General features: G+C 64.9%; 17 protein-coding genes and 1 tRNA gene. 6 read left to right on the top strand and 12 right to left on the bottom strand.

From position 1 onward, the window contains the following. Positions 1–44 precede the first annotated feature (44 nt). Positions 45–884: a phage holin family protein gene (locus JOD47_RS14130; RefSeq protein ID WP_204535174.1), complete on the bottom strand. Its 840-nt coding sequence runs from the start codon at positions 882–884 to the stop codon at positions 45–47. Positions 885–974: 90 nt separating this feature from the next. After that, positions 975–2,414 (bottom strand): sugar porter family MFS transporter, encoded by a 1,440-nt coding sequence (locus JOD47_RS14125; protein WP_307836303.1) that lies wholly within the window; start codon positions 2,412–2,414, stop codon positions 975–977. Between the two features lie 253 nt (positions 2,415–2,667). Between JOD47_RS14125 and JOD47_RS14120 the strand changes: the two genes are divergently transcribed. Then, positions 2,668–3,891 (top strand): multidrug effflux MFS transporter, encoded by a 1,224-nt coding sequence (locus JOD47_RS14120; protein WP_204535170.1) that lies wholly within the window; start codon positions 2,668–2,670, stop codon positions 3,889–3,891. A 35-nt stretch (positions 3,892–3,926) separates the two neighbouring features. Here JOD47_RS14120 and JOD47_RS14115 read toward each other — a convergent pair whose 3' ends face one another. The 6 genes from JOD47_RS14115 to JOD47_RS14090 form a co-directional block, all read right to left on the bottom strand. After that, a complete protein-coding gene (locus JOD47_RS14115) occupies positions 3,927–5,405 on the bottom strand; it encodes an SDR family oxidoreductase (protein WP_204535168.1) in 1,479 nt (492 codons plus the stop codon). 92 nt (positions 5,406–5,497) lie between these two features. Then, a tRNA-Asn gene (locus tag JOD47_RS14110) sits at positions 5,498–5,570 on the bottom strand. Between the two features lie 55 nt (positions 5,571–5,625). Further along, positions 5,626–7,572 (bottom strand): DNA primase, encoded by a 1,947-nt coding sequence (dnaG, locus tag JOD47_RS14105; RefSeq protein WP_204535166.1) that lies wholly within the window; start codon positions 7,570–7,572, stop codon positions 5,626–5,628. A gap of 85 nt (positions 7,573–7,657) precedes the next feature. Further along, positions 7,658–8,938 (bottom strand): deoxyguanosinetriphosphate triphosphohydrolase, encoded by a 1,281-nt coding sequence (locus tag JOD47_RS14100; RefSeq protein WP_204535164.1) that lies wholly within the window; start codon positions 8,936–8,938, stop codon positions 7,658–7,660. Between the two features lie 28 nt (positions 8,939–8,966). Beyond that, on the bottom strand, positions 8,967–10,145 hold the full coding sequence (gene dusB / locus JOD47_RS14095; protein WP_204535162.1) for a tRNA dihydrouridine synthase DusB: 1,179 nt from the start codon (positions 10,143–10,145) through the stop codon (positions 8,967–8,969). Positions 10,146–10,182: 37 nt separating this feature from the next. After that, positions 10,183–11,586, bottom strand: coding sequence for a YibE/F family protein (locus JOD47_RS14090; RefSeq protein WP_372432822.1), 1,404 nt, complete (start codon positions 11,584–11,586; stop codon positions 10,183–10,185). Positions 11,587–11,739: 153 nt separating this feature from the next. Between JOD47_RS14090 and JOD47_RS14085 the strand changes: the two genes are divergently transcribed. Together JOD47_RS14085 and JOD47_RS14080 are read left to right on the top strand one after the other, a co-directional pair. After that, on the top strand, positions 11,740–12,495 hold the full coding sequence (locus JOD47_RS14085; RefSeq protein WP_204535160.1) for an alpha/beta hydrolase: 756 nt from the start codon (positions 11,740–11,742) through the stop codon (positions 12,493–12,495). Positions 12,496–12,584: 89 nt separating this feature from the next. Next, positions 12,585–13,355 carry a lysophospholipid acyltransferase family protein gene (locus JOD47_RS14080; RefSeq protein ID WP_307836302.1) on the top strand — a complete coding sequence of 257 codons (771 nt, stop codon included), beginning with the start codon at positions 12,585–12,587 and terminating at the stop codon, positions 13,353–13,355. Between the two features lie 30 nt (positions 13,356–13,385). On the opposite strand, the gene JOD47_RS14075 is transcribed toward JOD47_RS14080, so the two are convergent. Continuing rightward, positions 13,386–14,303, bottom strand: a complete 918-nt coding sequence (locus tag JOD47_RS14075; RefSeq protein ID WP_204535156.1) for a GNAT family N-acetyltransferase — start codon at positions 14,301–14,303, stop codon at positions 13,386–13,388. After that, on the bottom strand, positions 14,304–15,695 hold the full coding sequence (locus tag JOD47_RS14070; RefSeq protein WP_204536750.1) for a glycine--tRNA ligase: 1,392 nt from the start codon (positions 15,693–15,695) through the stop codon (positions 14,304–14,306). 227 nt (positions 15,696–15,922) lie between these two features. On the opposite strand from JOD47_RS14070, the gene JOD47_RS14065 reads away from it, so the two are divergent. Then, positions 15,923–16,354 (top strand): universal stress protein, encoded by a 432-nt coding sequence (locus JOD47_RS14065; RefSeq protein WP_204535154.1) that lies wholly within the window; start codon positions 15,923–15,925, stop codon positions 16,352–16,354. Here the strand turns inward: JOD47_RS14065 and JOD47_RS14060 are convergent, their stop codons facing one another. Beyond that, positions 16,355–16,531 (bottom strand): hypothetical protein, encoded by a 177-nt coding sequence (locus JOD47_RS14060; protein WP_204535152.1) that lies wholly within the window; start codon positions 16,529–16,531, stop codon positions 16,355–16,357. 218 nt (positions 16,532–16,749) lie between these two features. Between JOD47_RS14060 and JOD47_RS14055 the strand changes: the two genes are divergently transcribed. Further along, positions 16,750–18,375, top strand: coding sequence for a M28 family peptidase (locus tag JOD47_RS14055; protein ID WP_204535150.1), 1,626 nt, complete (start codon positions 16,750–16,752; stop codon positions 18,373–18,375). Between the two features lie 75 nt (positions 18,376–18,450). Here the strand turns inward: JOD47_RS14055 and JOD47_RS14050 are convergent, their stop codons facing one another. Then, entirely contained in the window at positions 18,451–19,416 is a 966-nt protein-coding gene (locus tag JOD47_RS14050; RefSeq protein ID WP_204535148.1) for a DMT family transporter, read from the bottom strand. 77 nt (positions 19,417–19,493) lie between these two features. On the opposite strand from JOD47_RS14050, the gene JOD47_RS14045 reads away from it, so the two are divergent. After that, positions 19,494–19,733 (top strand): RNA-binding S4 domain-containing protein, encoded by a 240-nt coding sequence (locus JOD47_RS14045; protein WP_204535145.1) that lies wholly within the window; start codon positions 19,494–19,496, stop codon positions 19,731–19,733. Positions 19,734–19,877 lie beyond the last annotated feature (144 nt).

The following is a 19,877-nucleotide window of genomic DNA, read 5'->3' as shown; positions in this document are numbered from 1 at the left end:
CGGCGCTCGAAGCGGCTGACGCAGCGTCCGAGCGACGTGCAACGCTACTTGGCGACGAGGCGTCGCACCATGACAGCGATTGCAGCGGCAGAAGCAGCAACGACGCTGAGCGGCTTCCAGCGGTCAGCGAGCGTCTGGTTGTGGCGTGCAGGCGTATGCGACGCCGAAGCATGGTCCACCCCCGTTGATCCGCTGCGGGTGCGCTGCGCCTCCCGGGCATGGACTGCCGAGGACTTGGCCTGGGCGGCGGCGGTGCGCGCCCGTGACGTGGTGCGGTTGACCTGGGACTTGAAGTCCAGGCCGCGGCCGAGATCATCCCTGGTCTCTGCAATGTGGTCGCGGCGGCGCCCCGAGCGGCTGCGGAGCTCAGCGTACGACGGCGCAGGCGGCTTGGACTCTCCGGTTTCCTTGTGCTTGGGCTTCTTTTCTTCCTTGGGCTTCTTGACGTCGAGCGTCGCCGGGTTGAACCTGCGCCCTTCCTTGAGCACACCGATGTCATACTTGACGCCGCGGATGGCGTCTTCGGGCAGGAGCGGCAGCGCCTTCTTGAAGCGGGTGAGGCCCATCAGCCCTGCAATGGCGGCGATGATGAGGAACAGTGCAGCAAAGCAGAGCGCGGCCAGCCAGGGCGGCATGACCGTAGCGAGGCCCATGATCGCCGCAACGATAAGGGCTACGACAAGGAAAGCCACGAACAATAACGCCACGACGAAGAACGCCGCAGCGATGCCGGCCGTGATGCCCTTCTGTTTGAGCTGTTCGCGGGCAAGCGAGACTTCGTCGCCCAACTGGCGCGGGGTCAGCCGCAGCAGCAATCTGATCAAGCCGATCACCGACGGCGTGCCGCCGGCCCGGTTCACCCTCGTGCTGGTCGAGCTGTCCATATGCCCTGCTCCCATCCATTCAATCCTGCATCTGTTCCCAAAATTACCACCGACGCATACTTCTCGCCCGTGCGCGTGCCGAACACCGCCTCAGCGGGCGGGCAATTCGTCCCGGTCCTCGAGTTCGCGGCCTGCATACTCCTCAAGCTGGGTCTTCACGAACCAGAAGGAAACAACGGCAAAAGCCGTGAACACCGCGTACATGATCCAGACGCCGAGGTTCTCGCTGACCCAGGGGAACGCGAGGGTGACGATGAAGTTGAAGATCCAGTTCACCATCGTGGCCACGCCCAGGGCGATCGAGCGCACCTTGTTCGGGAACATCTCGCCCAGCGTTACCCACATGACCGGCCCCCAGGTCGCCGCGAAGAAAATGACGAACAGGTTTGCGCCGACCAGGGCCGCTGGTCCCCACAAACCGGGCAGGGAGACGTCTGCTCCGCTGCCTGTTGCCTGCGCAAAGGACACCGTTGCGGCGAGGAGGCCCACGAACATGCCTGCGGAACCCACGAGCAGCAGCTTGCGGCGGCCGATCCTGTCGACGAAAAAGATGGCCACGAAGGTCATCGCAACGTTGATGATCGACGTGATCACCGACGTCGTGAATGAATCGCTCTCACTGAACCCGACCGACTGCCACAGCGTGGTGGAGTAGTAGAAGATGGCGTTGATGCCGACCAGCTGCTGCAGGGCGGCGATGGTCATTCCCACCCAGAGGATGGGCTGCAGGCCAAGCATCGATCCGCGGAGGTCACGCAGCGTCGTCTTGTCCTCCATCCGGAGGGTCGAACGGATCTGGGTCAGTTTGGCGGCGGTGTCACGAATGCCCGTCACGCGGGAAAGCACGTGTGCCGCTTCTGCATCGCGGCCGCCGCGAATCAGGTAGTGGGGCGATTCCGGAATGGTCAGCGCCAGCACTCCGTAGATGATTGCCGGTACGACGCCGACCAGCAGCATCCAGCGCCAGGCCGGCAGTCCCCACCACAGTTCACCGGTGGCTCCGCCTGCCAGGTCGGCGAGCCATGCGTCGGACAGAAGGGCGGCGAAGATACCGACGGTGATGGCCAGCTGCTGGATGGACGCGAGACCGCCACGCCACTTCGCGGGAGCGATTTCGGCGATGTAGCCGGGCGCGATGACGGAAGCGACTCCGATAGCGACGCCGCCGATGAGTCGCCAGAGCATCAGATCCCACTCGCTGAATGCGAAACCGGAACCTACCGAGTTGACCAGGAAGAGGATCGCTGCGCCGAACATCACCCGTTTGCGGCCGAGCCGGTCCGCCAGTTCACCGGCAAACCAGGCGCCGGCGGCACAGCCGAGGAGGGTGATCGCGACAGTGAACCCCAGGACGGCTTCTCCCAGGCTGAAATCCTCCTGGATGGCTTCGACCGCGCCGTTGATTACTGCAGTGTCGAAGCCGAACAGGAGGCCGCCGACAGCGGCAGCGACACTGACGCCGATGACCTTCCCCATGTGCGGCTGTGGCGCATCTGTCGGCGTACTTCTGTCGCTATCGCTGGCGTTCACGTCTTCTCTCCTGACCTCTCGGCTACCCTGTGGACCTCTGAGCTGCATTTCACCCTACGACAATCCAAAGCCTACTGAGCAATGGCCGGCACCCTTGATGTCGGGGCGTCTTCCGCAGGGCTACCCGGGGCCCTAAGATGGTTGTTGATTCGTTCCGGCAACCACCTCGCTGCCTCGGCCGGCTCTTCCCACCTTTCGTCTGCAGCGCCGCAGTGCGACTCCCCCGCATCCGCAAACGCCAGATAGGTATCTGTTGAGCACCATCACGCACCCCGGCGACGCCCTCACCCGACGCCAGAAGCTGATCTACGTTTTCATTCTTGGCACCCTGACCGCCCTCGGCCCGTTCACCATCGACCTTTACTTGCCCGCGTTTCCGGCCCTGCAGGATGATCTCGGCGTCACTGAAGCGGCGGTACAGCTCACCCTGACCGGTACGATCGTGGGATTCGCCGCGGGCCAGCTGATCGTGGGCCCGCTGAGTGACAAGGTGGGCCGGCGGCTTCCGCTGATCCTGGCCACCAGCCTGCACGTCATCGCCTCGCTCGGCGCCGCGCTGTCCACGGAGATCGGCATGCTCATGGTCTTCCGTGTGCTGCAGGGCATGGGAGCTGCAGGAGGTGGTGTGGTGGCCATGGCGATGATCCGGGACCTCTTCAGCGGCTATCCGCTGGTTCGCATGCTTTCCTACATGGCGCTGGTGAACGGCATGGCCCCAATTTTTGCGCCGGTCATCGGGTCCCAGCTGCTAGTGGTGATGCCCTGGCCCGGAATCTTCTGGTTCCTCGCCGCCTACGGATTCCTGGTGATCCTTGCCGTCTCATTCTTCATCATCGAAACCCTGCCTGCGGAGCGGCGGAAGGCATCGTCTTCCACGGCGCTTCAGCGATACCGCGCGGTACTGACCGACCGGGTCTTCATCGGCATCCTCCTGGTGGGCGGCATGAACTTCTCGGGCCTGTTCTCCTACCTGTCGGCCTCGCCGTTCCTGTTTCAGGACGTGTACGGGCTCGATCCCCAGCAGTACGGATTGCTCTTCGCCGTGAACTCGCTCGGTATTGTGGCGGCTGTCCAGATCAGCGCACGCGTTGTCCGGAGGGTAGGTCCGCAGTGGATCATCGCCTGCTCCACCGCAGCAATGCTTGCGATGGCGATCCTGATGATCCTCTTCGACTATCTGGGCTTCGGATTCTGGGGTACAGCGGTTCCGCTCTGGTTCTACATCTCCGCTGCCGGTTTCACTTTCCCCTGCGTCCAGGTGCTCGCGCTGGCCAACCATGGCGCGCAGGCGGGAACCGCAGCGTCGCTGCTCGGAGCCACGACCTTCGGCCTGGCAGGGATCATCTCGCCGATCGTGGGGGTCCTCGGGATCGCTTCGGCCACACCCATGGCAGTGGTGATGGCCTGCTGTATTGCCCTCGGGATTGTGTTCCTCTGGACGATTGTCCGGCCGAGGACCGTACCCTCGATCAACTAGTCCCTCCGCTTCAGCGACGGCACCGGCAGCAGGCTCTACGCGTCCTGCCCTGCCCGTTCGGCAGTGCGTGTGATGTTGCGCGCCATGGCAGCGAACACCACGCCGTGGAACGGCAGCACGCCGAGCCAGTAGAGCCGGCCGGCCAGGCCGCGGGGAAAGAAAATGGCGCGCTGGCGGTATTCGCTCACGCCGCCGTCGGGCACTACTGTCAGCTCCAGCCAGGCGCGTCCGGGAAGTTTCATCTCCGCGCGTAGGCGGAGCTTCTCTCCGCGCACCAGCTCTTCGACCCGCCAGAAGTCCAGTGCCTCTCCTGCCATCAGCTCCGACGAGTGCCGGCGACCGCGGCGCAGGCCGACGCCGCCGGCAACCTTGTCCAGCCAGCCGCGGGCAGCCCAGGCGACCGGCCAGGAATACCAGCCGTTCTCCCCGCCGATGCCTTCGATCACCTTCCAGACCGCGGGGGCCGGTGCGCTGGAGCGGAAGGTGCGCTCGTCCTTATAGACCGTGTGACCGGCCCACTGAGGGTCGGAGGGAAGCGGGTCCGCAACCGCGTCGCGCTGTGACGCTCCGGCCCAACTCGTTTCCACCTCACCGGCGCTCATTTTGTTCAAGGCGAGGTCGACGGCGGCGCGATAGTCGGTAAGCCCACCTTCCGGCTGCGGCACATACTCGTGGATGTCCGCTTCGGCGGTGACGGCGTCGTGCTGGAGGGATTCAATCAGCGGCATCGCCATGGCCCGCGGGATGGGGGTGACGAGATTCACCCAGTGGCCCGCAAGACGCGGAGTGAGAACCGGCAGCGCGAGGACCGTTCGACCAGGCAGACCGGCGGCTTCCGCATAGCGTTTCATCATGTCCGCATAGGTCAGTACGTCGCCCGAACCGATGTCGAAGGTTCGATTGAGCCCTTCCGGGAGGTCCAGTGCGCCGAGGAGATAGTGGATGACGTCGCGCACGGAAATGGGCTCGATGCGGTTCAGTACCCACTTTGGCGCAGGCATGACCGGCAGCACATCGGCCAGATGCCTGATCATCTCGAATGACGCGGAGCCGGATCCGATGACGACGCCGGCCTGGAAAGCGACGGTGGGAACACCTGAGGCCAGGAGCGCTTCACCCACAGCCACGCGCGAGCGCATATGGGTTGAGAGCTTCACACCCTGCGGGTGGAGGCCGCCGAGGTAGACGATGCGTTTGACGGAAGCCTGTGCGGCAGCCTTGGCGACGGTCGATGCGATCTGCGCTTCCCGCTCCTCGAACCCGCGGCCGGATCCCATGGAGTGCACGAGGTAGTAAAGCGTTGATACGCCCTCGCTTGCACGGTTCATGGTTTCGGCGTCCTGGAGATCACCTTCGACCACCTCGACCTGCGCCGCCCACGGCACGTCCCGCAGCTTCTGGGGCGACCGCACGACCACGCGGACCCGCCGTCCGTCTTCCACCAGCCGGGAGACGAGACGGCCTCCGATATATCCGGTGGCGCCCGTTACAAGAACAAGATCATCATTCTGCATGGGCTCAGACTACGCGGCGAATCTGAATGGTAACCCGACGGTGAACGAGAAAGGCTCCTGACCAGCGAAACTGCAGGTCAGGAGCCTATTTGCTCCCCCGACTGGACTTGAACCAGTAACCCTTCGATTAACAGTCGAATGCTCTGCCAATTGAGCTACGGGGGAAAGCAGCAGAAACAACTTTACATAGGAAATGCGGCTAAGTGAAATTGGCCCATTGCTAGTCCGAGCGCAGGGCGCGACGCTCCATTTCGAGCTCCATCAGCTCCCGGTTCAGCTGCTGGAAGAGGGATGGATCGGCCGCCGGATCGAGCCTCTGCAGCGCGCTCAGCTTCTCTGCCTTCAGGCGGGTGATGCGCAGCTCCGAGAGCCTGTTGAGGATGTCCCGGCAGTACGCGGCCACCCCCTCTCCATCCGTAGCCGGCAGCGGCGTCACAGCGAGTTCGCTCACATAACCGCGCAGCATGTCGGGAACCTCCTGGCGCACCCGTTCCACCCAGTTCGACGCCGAGCCCGCCCCGTCCCGTCCAACGGTTCCCGCAGCACGCACGGCATCGTGCAGCGCGGCGTAGGCGGGCACAGAAAACCGGGAATCAGAAAAACGCTCCCACTGGTTTTCATCAACCAGCTGCGGATACTGGAGGACCACCTCGAGCGCCTCGCGCTCCATGCGCGCGACAGGATCGCGCGGATCGGGACGTCGGAACTGCGGCGCCTCTTCAGCCGGTTCAGGTCCGCTGCCACCCTGCCCGCCCTGTCGGCTCTGCGGGTTCTGTGCACCCTGCTGCCCATTTTGCGCCGGGCTGGTTGCCGGCTGCGTTCCCCGCTTCGCCGCGGCAGTCACCGCGCGCGCAACCTGATCCTCCCCGACAAACTGCATGCCGAGCCACCGGGACAGCTCCCGGGTGTAGACGGACCTCAGGGACACATCGCGGATGTTCGCCACGATGGGCGCCGCGTGCCGGAGCGCTTTTGTCTGGCCCTCGCCGGTGGAGAGATCGAACTGGTCGAAGGACGCCTTGATGGCGAATTCGAACAGCGGGCGCCGGGTGCTGATGAGGTCCTGAACCGCCTGGTCCCCTGCGGTTTGCCGGAGCTCGCAGGGGTCGGCGCCGTCAGCACCGACCGCCACGTAAGTCTGCGCATTGAACCGCTGGTCTTCCTCGAAGGCGCGCAGCGCCGCCTTCTGCCCGGCTGCGTCGCCATCAAAGGTGAAGATGACCTCCCCGCCTGTGCCGTCGTCGGACAGGAGCCGCCGTGCGATCTTGATGTGGTCCGCTCCGAAGGCCGTGCCGCAGGTGGCCACGGCGGTGCCCACTCCGGCCAGATGGCACGCCATGACGTCGGTGTAGCCCTCCACAACCACAAGCTGGCGGGACTTCGCGATGTCCCGTTTGGCGAGATCGATTCCGTAGAGCACCTGCGACTTCTTGTACAGGGTGGTCTCCGGGGTGTTCAGATACTTCGGCCCGGGGTCGTCCTCATACAGCTTGCGTGCTCCGAATCCCACGGTGTGCCCGGTAATATCCCGGATGGGCCACATCAGCCTGCCCCGGAAGCGGTCGTAGAGCCTTCCCGAGTTGTTCGACGAGACACTGAACATGCCCGTCAGCTTCAGCTCGTCCAGAGTAAACCCGCGGCCCGTCAGGGAACTGAGCAGCCCGTCCCACCCCTGGGGTGCGTACCCGACGCCGAAGTGCTCAGCGGCGGCACGGTCGAAGCCACGCTCCTGCAGGAACGCGCGGCCTGTCGCCGCCTCGGGAGTCAGCAGCTGGTCACGGTAAAACTCCGCAGCAATCTTGTGGGCATCGAGGAGGCGCTGACGCTTCCCTGAGTCCTCGCGCCGGGGGCCCGTTCCGCCGTCCTCGTAGCGCAGCTCGAATGAGATCCGCGCGGCCAGCTTCTCCACCGTCTCCGCGAAGGACGTGTGATCCATCTTCTGCACGAAGGAGATGACATCGCCGCCTTCACCGCACCCGAAACAGTGATAGGAGCCCATATGCGGCCGGACGTGGAACGACGGCGACCGCTCATCATGGAAGGGACAGAGCCCTTTCCAGGAGCCCACGCCGGCGGACTTCAGGGTGACGTAACCGTCCACCACTTCCTTGATGTCGGTGCGCTGGCGAACCTCATCGATGTCTTCACGCTTGATGAGTCCGGCCATGCCATCCAGTCTAGTGTCGGGTCTTCGGTCTACGCCGTCCGGTAGCCCGGCCCTGTGAATACCGCTATCCGGCCTGTGAATACCGCTACCAGAGCGCGGGAACCGGGCCGACAACCCTCTCGTGCAGGGTGAGGGCGGAAGCGTCCGTGAGGGAGGCCACCTGGTCGATCACCACGCGGAGGCGGGCGTCGTCGTCGTCGGCCTGGCGCCAATCGGAGGCGAACATCGGCTCCAGGTAGCGGTCTCCTGCTGCAGCCATCTGCTGCACCAGGGAGGACAGCACCTCGCGCTGCCGCTCATAGATGGGCTGGCGGTGGACGCTCGTCATCACGTAAGTGGTTGCAAGTCCCTTCATCACCGCGATCTCGGTGACGGTGTCTTCAGGAACCACCATCTCGGCGGCGTACCGGGTAAGCGGGTCGTTGCCGTAAATGCCGCGGGTGGTTTCCAGGGCGCTGAAGCAGAAGCGCCCGATGAGCTGGCTGGTCATGTCCTTCAGCGCCGCCATCGCTTTGCGGCTGCCGTCAGCCTCCCGGACCCAGACGTCGGTCGCCTCCAGTCGCGCGAGCGCGGCGTCGACGGCGGCCGGATCGGAGTGCGGCAGGTACCACTGCTGCGTGTATCCGACAACGCGGGCGCGGTGGTCGGGGTTGTCCATCCACTTGAGCTGGAAGTGCCCGGCCACGATGGCGTCTTCAACGTCGTGGACCGAGTAGGAGATGTCATCGGCCAGGTCCATCACCTGCGCTTCAAGGCAGGACCGGCCGGCCGGTGCTCCCTGCCGCAGCCAGGTGAAGACGGGGAGATCATCCTCATAGGCGCCGAACTTCGAGGTGCGGTGTCCATGGATGACCGGGGCGTCCACAGCAGTCCACGGATACTTGCAGGCGGCGTCGAGGCTGGCGCGGGTGAGGTTGAGCCCGGCCGGCTCGCCGTCGGCGCGGATGACTTTCGGCTCAAGCCGGGTCAGCAGCCGGAGTGTCTGCGCGTTGCCCTCGAACCCGCCGATGGAGTGCGCCAGGTCATTGAGGGTGGCTTCACCGTTGTGTCCGAACGGCGGATGTCCGAGGTCGTGGGAGAGGCAGGCCGCGTCGACGATGTCCGGGTCGCAGCCGAGGGAGCGTCCCAGCTCCCGCCCGACCTGCGCAACTTCGAGGCTGTGAGTCAACCGGGTCCGTACGAAGTCGTCCGTGTCGGGGGCGACAACCTGCGTCTTCGCGCCGAGCCGTCTCAGCGCCGAGGAGTGGAGCACGCGTGCGCGGTCACGCTCGAAGTGCGTACGGTGGAGGCTCTTGGGCGCTTCATCCACCCAACGCTGCATGTCAGCATCCGTGTAGCCCGGCGTAACCGGTGCCGCGTTGCCCATGGGGTGATTCTGCACGTGCTCCCCTGCCCTATCCACCGGATATATCGACTTCCGCTGCGGCGATGTCCGCCTGCTGTTCGGGGTTCAGTTGGCGGGCATCGAGCCACTTGTCCGGCAGCGCTGTGCGCTTGGGTGACCCGGCACGCCCGCGGGGGCCTTCGGCGTCGGTACCGGGATACGGGGACGTGCGGTCCAGCTGGTCGAGCAGGCCGCGCAGAACCTCGAGCGTGGGTACAGCAGCGAGCGCCGCGCGCAGCTCTCCGCCCACCACATAGCCCTTGAAGTACCAGGCCATGTGCTTGCGGATGTCGCGCAGCGCCATCATCTCGTTGCCGAAGGTGTCCACCAGCAGTTCCGCATGCCGGTACACCGTGTCCGCAACCTCTCCGAGACCGGGCTGGTGCCGCTCGTCCTTGCCCTCGAAAGCGTTCATGAGGTCACCGAACAGCCATGGCCTGCCCTGGCAGCCGCGGCCTATGACGACGCCGTCAACACCGGTCTGCTGAACCATGCGGATGGCGTCCTCCGCACTCCAGATATCACCGTTGCCCAGTACTGGAATATCAGGGAGGGCCTCGCGCAGCTCGGCGATGGCGTTCCAGTCGGCCTTGCCGGAGTAGAACTGCGAGGCAGTGCGTCCGTGCAGCGCGACGGCGGCCACACCGGCGTCGCGGGCAATCTTCCCTGCTTCGCGGAAGGTCAGGTGATCCTCGTCGATGCCTTTGCGCATTTTGATGGTCAGCGGGATGTTTCCCCGCCCAGCTTCCCGGACGGCCGTCTGGACGATACCGGTAAAGAGGTCGAGCTTCCACGGAAGCGCCGCTCCACCGCCCTTACGGGTGACCTTCGGGACCGGGCAGCCGAAGTTCAGGTCGATGTGGTCCGCACGGTCTTCCTCCACGAGGATGCGGACGGCGGCGCCGACGGTCTTGGGATCCACACCGTACAGCTGGACGGAGCGCACCAATTCATCCTCGTCGTGGGAGATGATGCGCAGGGATTCCGGATTGCGTTCGACGAGGGCGCGGGACGTCACCATCTCAGACACGTAGAGGCCGCCGCCGTACTCGCGGCACAGCCGACGGAATGCCGTATTGGTGATGCCGGCCATGGGAGCGAGAACCACGGGGGTAGGAACGGTTATCCCGCCCAGGCGCAGCGGCGGAAGGTCGAGTCGCGTGGGGGTGGTTGTTGGTGCAATGCTCACCCAACCATTGTCGCAAGACAGGGCAAATCGAGGGGCATCAGCCCTGCCTCTGCCCGCGCAACTCCCGGCGGCTCGGCAGCGTGCCCGCCGGAACCTGCCCGGCGTGTGCTTCCGCGGCTTGTGAGTCCCGCACCTCCTCGGCGGCGAGCGCGGCAGGGGTGAGTGCGTCGTCGTGCTGGGTTGTGGAACTGGCTGGTCCGGTCCCCTGACCGACCGCCTTGACCACCAGCACGGCAACCAGCGTGGTGACCGGAATGGCGAGAACCAGCCCGATCGAGCCGACCAGGGTACGAACCACCTCCTCGACAAGCTCACCACTTGTCAGGGCGGTGACCAGCGAACTGTCCTGCAGCGACACCAGGATCAGCAGCGGAAGGGCCGCACCGGCGTACGCAAAAGCAATGGTGTAGACCGTGGAAGCAATATGGTCCCGGCCAATCCGCATGGCGCCTGCAAACAGCCGCCGGGTGGACGTTCCAGGCGCCAGCTCGTAGAGCTCCCAGACCGCCGAGGACTGCGTGATGGTCACATCGTTGAGCACACCGAGCCCCGAGATGATCAGTCCGCAGAGGATGATTCCGGAGAGCGAGACCTCCGGCGCTGCAGTGATCAGGGTAGTTGAACTGTCATTGCCTACTCCGGTGAGATTCGCGGTGCCCGTGGCCCATGCTGCCAGCAGCACGGTGATCGCGAGCCCGAAGATCGTCCCGAGCAGCGCCGTCGAGGTTCGGGCCGAGAATCCGTGCGCAAAGTAGAGGACGCCGAACATGATGACCACCGAGCCCACCAACCCGAGCAGCAGCGGCGGCTTGCCCTCGACCAGCCCCGGCAGCATGAACTGTGCCAGAACAAAGAGCGCGCCGACCAGCCCGATGATCGCCCGCAGCCCGCGCCACCGGGCAACAGAGACAACGACGACGGCGTACAGCACCGCGAGCGCTGCCACCGGGAGGGTGCGCACGAAATCCACGAAAATGTACGGAGTGCCTGCGCCGCTGATGACTCCCTCGAGATTGAGGTAACGGATGGAATCGCCCGGTTCCAGCTGTCCGGAACGGGCGATTTCGGGGTTGAGCTCCACCGGAACGGCGGAGCCGCCGGCGTCAGGCTGCGTGTAGGCGACCAGGCACTGCTGCGCCTCACCGCCGGCGTCGACGGTTGGCTGGGAGGACGGGCAGTCCTCCAGGACAACACGCTGGACCGTGCCCACATCCATCGAGGTGCCGGGCGCGGTGGCGAGCGGATCGGCAACCGTGATGCCGGACCGGTCGGCGCTTGGCCACAGCATCATCAGTGCCACGAGCGTGATGACGCCAAGCGGAACGAGAATCGCTGCGAGGAGAAAATTTGCCCGTCGGCGCGTTCTTGCCAGGGCAGCGTCCTGCTCAGGGTTGAGTTCAGGAGCGGCCCCGTCCGAAGGATGGATATGGCTGTGGCCCACTCATCGTCCCTTGCTGTCGGTGTACTACTGGCAGGATGGAAACCGGCGTTCTCCTGCGTGATCCCCCGAGGATTCTACGCAGAGGGCGGGCCGGGGGCCGGGAGGCAGCGCACGGCCTGAGTAAAATCCGGATCAGAACTGAATGGAAGGTGCATGGTGAAGGAACGGTTCAGTGAAGCCGAGCAGGATCCGGCCGGTTCGATGGCGCACGCGCCGGAAGTGACGGTCCGGCCGGCGGCCGGCGCTGTCCGCGGCGTTGTGCTGGTGCTGCACGGTGGGCGCTCGAACAGCTTCGAGCCGGTGCGGTCACGGCACCTGAGTCCGGCACGGATGATCCCATTTGCCCGTCTGCTGCATTCCTGGGGGTCTCCAGCCGGCCTTGAGACCTGGAGCCTGCGAAACCGGGTGCGCGGCTGGAACGGCGAGCATATGTCTGCGCTGCACGATGCAAGGTGGGCGCTGAAGCAGATCCGCGAACGTCACCCCGGCAAGCCTGTCTACCTGTTGGGCCACTCGATGGGCGGCCTGACAGCCCTGTGCGCGGCGGATGATCCGCAGGTCCGGGCCGTCGTGGCGCTGGCACCGTGGCTGGACAGCACAACGCCGCTGCAGCAGGTGGCGGGGCGGAGTGTGCTCATTATCCATGGCGCCGCCGACCGCTGGACGTCGCCGCGGCAGTCGCTGAGATATGCGCAGCGGATTCAGCACATTGCCGACGACGTCCGGTACGTCACCCTGGCCGGTGCAGGACACTTCATGTTCACCAAGCTTCCGGTGTGGCACGAACTCAGTGCGTCCTACCTGCTGACAAGCTTTTCCCGCGACACCGGCGCACCGGTGGACGCGAAGTACCTCCGACGCGCTGCGGATCTGCTCGCCGAAACCTCGCCGCTCGGCGTCACGCTGTGAACCTGTTATCCCCTTACCCCCGTTCGAGGCGGGGCGCCTGAGCGATGGCGTGGGTTCCGAGGCAAAGTGTCAGGTTCTACCGTCTCCTGGTGCACAGCGGGCTGCTGCTCCGGTGGATCTTCCGGATGCGCGTTGTGGTCAGCGGTGCATTCAATCTGCCTCCCGGACACGCAGGCACGGGGGTGTCACGAGCACCCGCGCCCGGAGAGGGAGCGGTGTTCGCCGTCACCCATTTCGGATACCTTGACTTTGCGTTTGCCGAGCTTGTGCTGTGGAAGCACACCCGCGCCCAACTGAAGTTCCTGATCACCAAGGCTGCGGCGTCGCACTGGTTTGCAGGGCCGGCCATTGCCGCCTGCGGGCACGTGATCGTCGACCGCAGCGCAGGCGCCGCCGCCTACGAGGGTGCGCTTGAGAAGCTCCGCGCCGGCGAGTACATCGCCATCCTTCCCGAGGCCGGTGTGAGCCGAAGCTTCACGGTGCGCGAGCTCAAGACGGGCGCGGTACGGCTTGCCGCCGAAGCCGACGTGCCACTCATTCCCGTTTCGGTCTGGGGAGCGCACCGGCTGATGACCCGGGGGCACGCGTTCTCTCTCCGGCGGGCCTGGCGTGCACCGATCCGCGTGCACATCAGCGAACCGATCAGGCATACCCAGGACGCTGACATAGCCCTCGAAACGGAACAGCTGCAGGCCGAGCTGCAGGACGGCATTGATCGCGGGATCGTCGATTTTCCGCTGGTGCCGCCACCGGGCGCATGGTGGCAGCCTGCCCATCTCGGCGGGGGCGCGCTGACCGAGGCCGAGCGTGCTGCAGCGGATGCCCGGGACGCCGCTGCCGGTCGCTACCGCCGCGGGTGACCTTGGGGCGGGCGCAGGCTGGGCTCGAAGTCAGTCGCTGACAACCCGCGTTTCCGCCACGACCCTTGCGGCACCGGTGGCAAGCAGCGGATCCAGCACCTCAACCAGTGCGGTCATGGAGTCATCGACCTCCACCTGCACCGGGTACTGATACACCAGCATCGCGAGCAGCGACGCGACGGCAGCGCTCTGCTCGCTGGGCCGCAGCGTGGTGTCATACCCGATGAGCACGTCAGCCGGGGCATCCGTCCGACTCTGTGTGTAGCTCAATGCGAAGGCCGCAATGACACCGCCGGCGCTCTTGGGCTTGTCCCGCAGGACCACCGCGCCGCCGGCACCCGCCGTGTCAGCGAGCAGGAACTGCTGCGCCTGGCCCAGCGTCATGTCCGCCGGGTCCCACGCATGAACCGCGTTGTACCAATCGGTCACCGCCCTGGTGAGCTCAACTGAGCCGGTGGCCGCTTCCTCGAGCTGGGGGCCGTCGTCGTCGTCGAAATTCGGTACGGCAAGCGCGCCGGGAGCAACTTCAATAATTCGCGAGCGCTGGATCTCCCGAAAGCCTGCCGCCGCTGCGAAGGCAGCGCCGTCAGATCCGGGCACCACCTTTGCACGCAGTCTGGAGACGCCCGACGGCGATGAGCCGGCTTCGTGGCGGAGCATCCCCAGGAGCGTGGCGGCAATACCCGATCCCCGGTGGGCCTGGCTGACTTCAACGTAGGCCCACAGCCGCTGATCGTGCAGCTTCGGCTCAAAGACATAAGCGGCCGCGACCGGCACGGCCACACCGTCCATCGAATCTTCTGCGACGATGCAGCGCAGCCACGGGGAATCCGACGACGGCCGGAACAGTGCCCGGGACTGCTCCGCCTGCGGATTCGGCGGGCCTCCCCACACCTGCAGGAGTTCGAGGTCGTCGCCGTCGTGCCAGGGGCGGTACTGAATTGCCACTTACGCGCCCACCAACCGCTGCGCCAGATAGCCCTCTACCTTGTCGAAGGAAACCCGTTCCTGTGCCATGGTGTCGCGTTCACGGATGGTGACCGCCTGGTCTTCGAGCGTGTCGAAGTCCACGGTGATGCAGAACGGCGTGCCGATCTCATCCTGGCGGCGGTAGCGGCGGCCAATCGCGCCGGCGTCGTCGAAGTCGATGTTCCAGCTCTTCCGCAGCTGAGCACCCAGATCCTTCGCCTTCGGCGAGAGGTCCTCGTTGCGGCTGAGCGGAAGCACGGCTGCCTTCACCGGGGCCAACCGCGGATCGAGCTTGAGGACGGTGCGCTTGTCCACGCCGCCCTTCGCGTTGGGTGCTTCGTCCTCTGCGTAGGAGTCCACGAGGAACGCCATGAAGGAGCGGGTCAGCCCGGCGGCAGGCTCGATGACGTAGGGGGTGAACCGCTCGTTGGTGGCCTGGTTGAAGTAGCTCAGCTCGGTGCCGGAGTGCTTCGAGTGCGTGGAGAGATCAAAGTCGGTGCGGTTGGCGACGCCCTCAAGCTCACCCCACTCGGAGCCGGAGAATCCGAAGCGGTACTCGATGTCCGTGGTGCCCTTGGAGTAATGGCTCAGCTTCTCCTGCGGGTGGACGAAGAGGCGCAGGTTGTCCGGGTTGATGCCCAGGCCCGTGTACCAGTCGAACCGTTCCTTGATCCAGTATTCGTGCCACTTCTCATCGGTACCCGGCTCGACGAAGAACTCCATCTCCATCTGCTCGAACTCGCGGGTGCGGAAGATGAAGTTTCCGGGCGTGATCTCGTTGCGGAAGCTCTTGCCGATCTGGCCGATGCCGAACGGCGGTTTCTTCCGGGACGTGGTCAGCACATTGTTGAAGTTCACGAAGATGCCCTGCGCGGTCTCGGGCCGCAGGTAGTGCATGCCTTCCTCGTTGGCAACAGGTCCGAGGAAGGTTTTCAGCAGGCCGGAGAACTCCTGTGGTTCCGTCCACTGGCCGCGGGTACCGCAGTTGGCGCAGGCGATGTCCGCCAGGCCGTTTTCCGCGGGCCGGCCCTTCTTCTCCTCGTACTCTTCCTCAAGGTGGTCAGCCCGGTAGCGTTTGTGGCAGGAGAGGCACTCGACCAGGGGGTCTGAGAACACCTCGACATGGCCGGATGCTTCCCATACCTGGCGGGGAAGGATGACCGAGGAGTCCAGGCCGACGACGTCCTCGCGTCCACGGACCATGGACTGCCACCACTGGCGCTTGATGTTTTCCTTCAGCTCGGCGCCGAGGGGACCGTAGTCCCACGCGGACCGGGAACCGCCGTAGATTTCACCGGCCTGGAAGACGAAGCCACGCCGCTTGGCGAGGGAAATGATTGGGTCCAGGGCGGAAACCTGCTTGGCCACGATGAATGCCATCCTCTACATGTTTGGACAGGCCGCTGGGTGCGGTCGTCGATGTGCCGTGCGGAACGGGCCAGCAGACGGAATCAAACGCGAACTGCGGTGCCGCACCGGGCGGGCGAAGGTACCACCTTAGCCTACCGAAACGCGCCTGCCCGCTTGCTGGCGCTAAGGTCATTGCTGAAGGTCCGGCGCGGGAACCGCCCGGGATTCACCGTTCAAGGAGGAACAGCATGGCAGGGAATGTAGTTGTCGGAGTCGATGGCAGCGAAACCGCTTACAAGGCGGCATCACGGGCGGCGGCGCTCGCACAGGGGCTGGGAACCGAACTGGTCGTATTGAGCGCGCATATCACCGGCAACACGGAGATCGTCAAGATCGGCAGTGAAACCTGGGTGTTGGACGACGCCGAGCGTGCGCTGGAGATGGCAGAAAAGGTTGCAGCCAAATTGCGCGGAGAGCACCCGGGGCTGACGGTCCGCACTGCGGCAGGTCGGGGCAAACCCCAGGATGTCCTGATGGAGGAGGCTGAGCGTTCCGGCGCTCAGCTGCTTGTGGTCGGCAATGTGGGGATCAAAGGTTTGGGCAGGGTGCTGGGAAGCGTCGCCTGGAGCGTTGTACACAACGCACCCTGCGACGTCCTCGTAGTGAAAACTGCTTCCTGACTACCGCCGGTTGAGGATGCTGCGGATCATTCCGCCGACTCCGCCTGAGCCGGTTCTGCCGGTTCCGCCCCTGCCCGTCGCCATTCCCCCGGTCCGCGGGGTACGCCTGGTTGTTCCGGCGCCTCCCCTGCCACCAGACCGGCCGGCAATACTTCTGATGATGTTGCTCAGTCCCATGAGAATCTCCTCTGCGTAGAACTATTCACCCGTTCCGGGATCTCCGACCCTACGCGCCTCGACAGCGGTTTTCTACCGGCGATCCACCTGCCGGTCAGGCCCCTTGACGCGGTGGGAGAACTGTCCATAGATTGAACGCACCCCTGTGGCGTGATCCGCGTCACAGGGGTTTGAGTGTCTGCAATCGTAGGCACGCCTTTGCGACAGAAGGAACAACGGTGATCCCAAACGCTCTACTTAAGCGCGCCCATTTTGGGCGAGCATCACTTGCATTCGCTGGTGGACTTGCACTCGTTGCCTCGGGAGGACTGGCGGCCACCGCCGGACCAACCCACGAGAACAGCAACAACAACACGTCAGAAAAACTCCGCTCCGCCGTTTCGGTTGATCGGGTGGTCGGTCATCTCGACGCCCTGGACGCGATAGCCGATGCCAATGGCGGCACCAGGGCATCCGGAACCCAGGGGTATGACGACTCGGTGGCGTACGTGGTCGGGAAGCTCCAGGCTGCCGGGTACTCCCCCGTTGTGCAGGAATTCACCTTTCCGTACTTCCAGCAGCTGAGCCCCTCGGTTCTCACCCAGACCAGCCCTGATTCACAGGTCTACGCCGCGGATTCCTTCGCGACCATGACCTACTCGGGAGCGGGAAACGCAGTGGGCACGATCACCACTGTCGACACCACGGGCACTGTCAGCGCTACCAATACCAGCGGGTGTGAAGCCGCGGACTTCGACGGTTTCGCAGCCGGATCGATTGCGCTGGTTCAGCGGGGCAGTTGTCCTTTCGCGCAGAAGGCCAGCAACGCAGAAGCAGCCGGGGCCACCGCCGTCGTCATCTTCAACACCGGACTGGCCGGCAGCACCGGTCCCATCAACGGGACCCTCGGGGCTCCGGGGATCGGAATTCCGGTCCTGGGAGCGAGCTACGACGTGGGCGTCGGCCTGATCGGCGAGAACGTCACGGGCACGGTGGTGGTGGACACGATCTCCGAGAACCGGCCGACCTACAACGTGCTTGCGGAAACCGCGTCCGGCGACGCCGACAATGTGGTGATGGTGGGCGCCCACCTCGACAGTGTGGTGGCCGGTGCGGGCATCAATGACAACGGCACAGGTAGCGCTGCAATCCTCGCAGTCGCAGAGTCGATGCAGAAGGTCAAGACTGCCAATAAGGTCCGCTTTGCCTGGTGGGGTGCAGAGGAACAGGGACTCCTCGGCGCGGAGCACTACGTCGCAGACCTCGCGGCATCGGGCGAACTGGACAGGGTCGGGCTGTACCTGAACTTCGACATGATCGGCTCCTCGAACTTTGGCCGTTTCGTGTACGACGGTGACAACTCGGCTTTCCCGGTGGGTCCTGGCGCAGCTGAGGGGCCTGAGGGGTCCGGCCAGATCGAGCAGGACTTCCACGACTACTTCGCAGCAGAGGGACTGCCCTCAGGCGAAACAGCGTTCAGTGGCCGTAGTGATTACGGACCCTTCATTGCAGAGGGCATTCCCGCAGGCGGGCTCTTCACCGGGGCCGAAGGCATCAAGACCGAGGAGCAGGCAGCGCTGTTCGGTGGCGTCGCAGGCGCACCCTACGATGCCTGCTACCACGCGGAATGTGATGACCTGAGCAACGTCAGCGTTGAGTCGCTGGACCAGATGAGCGACGCGATTGCGCACCTGACCCTCACCTACGCCATGAACACAACGGCGGTGAACGGCGTTGGAGACAACGTGAAGGGCAACTTCAAGCAGAAGGGCGGCTTCGAAGGCAACCCGCTGGGCGGCGGCACCGAAAGCGGCGGCGGTCTCCACCCGGAGCACGACCACGATCACGAGCTGGCCGACCGGTAACATCCGAGGCTAGCCAAGGGCGGGTCGGGACCACTTCATTCAGGTGGTTCCGGCCCGCCTCTTCTTTGCGCGCGATCAGCGTCGCATCAGACGCCGGTCCCACGGCAGCGTGGTCAGGATGATGGCGCCCAGGGCCAGAATCGGCCCTGCCACGGTGGCGAAGACGACGACGGTGCCCGGCGTTGGAAGGGCAAGGTCCAGTGCCAGCGAACCCAGCAGTTGGCCGGCGATCATTCCAAGGCCGGTGAGCAGCACGCCGAGGGATCGCACCAGGAGGGCGCCGATACCGATGAAGATGCACCCCATCGGTCCGCCCAGGTAATACCACCACTCGTCCGGCAGCGCTTCGGGCGGTCCAGCGACGATCAGCTTCACCAGCCAGGCGACGAGGAGCACAACCGATCCGGCGATGAAGTTCATCAGCGTCGCGGTGATGGGTGTGCCGTACTGGACGGCGGCGGTTCCGTTCATGGCCTGCTGGAAGCTCACCAGGATACCGGCCGTGATGGGAAGCAGGAGCGGCAGGATGAGTGCCGCCGTCGTCCCTGTTCCGCCGAGGCGCGGCGAGACGGCCCAGATGACTGCTGCCACCGTGAGCAGCACGCCGATCACCCGCATGCCTGTGATCGCGCGCCGCCCGCCGGGTCCGATCCCCAGCCTGTCCACGGCCAGTCCGCTCAGCGTCTGGCCCATGACGGCGGCAACTGTGAAGAGTGCAACTCCCAGGACTGAGATGGTGAGTGCCTGCGAGAAGACGAATAACGCGCCGATGGTCCCTGCGGCCAGATAGATGCGGGGGAACCGCCGTTCGCGCACCGCCGGGATCAGTTGCCCGAGCCCTGCCCGTCCACGTGGCAGCAGCAGCGAAATCAGGATCATCAGGACCAGGCCGGTACCGAAGCTGATGAGCGCGGCTGCAAGTCCGTCGTCGAGCGTTTGTCCCAGCGCGCCGTTGATCCTGCTCTGAAGTGGAATGGCTACGCCGGAGGCTATTGCCAATGGAAGGCCGACGACGGCGGGAAGATGGCGGGCGTGAGACACCCGTTAAACCCTAGGGCACTGCTGTGAACGTAGCGCTCATCTCCGGCGGACATGATGTGACCGGGCATGATGTAACTATGAGCAGAAACGATGAGACCGGCGCCGACACTGAAGTGCCTATCCGCGATTCGATGATCCGGCTGGGCCAGTTGATCAAGCTTGCCAACCTCGCCGAGGACGGTGTGGAGGCCAAGGAAATGATCGAAAATGGCTTGGTGAAAGTCAACGGTGAGATCGAGGATCGCCGGGGACGCCAGCTTCACCCCGGCGATTCCGTAACGGTGAACGGCGTCACCGTGACAGTGGTGCAGGGGTAAGCCCGGCGGCTCGTGCCTCTGGCGATAGCGGTCCTGCCAATTGACAGCGGTTAACCTCTATCATTCGGCGCAGCTGATATCTCGGGCTTCCGGCTTCCGCCAACCCGGCCCGGCCCGCAACCGGCGTCGAGAATGCGTGCATTT

The organism is Arthrobacter tumbae (genome assembly GCF_016907495.1).
Taxonomy (GTDB): domain Bacteria; phylum Actinomycetota; class Actinomycetes; order Actinomycetales; family Micrococcaceae; genus Arthrobacter_D; species Arthrobacter_D tumbae.
Note: the sequence above shows the minus strand (reverse complement) of the source record. Positions and strands in the feature narration are given on the sequence as shown.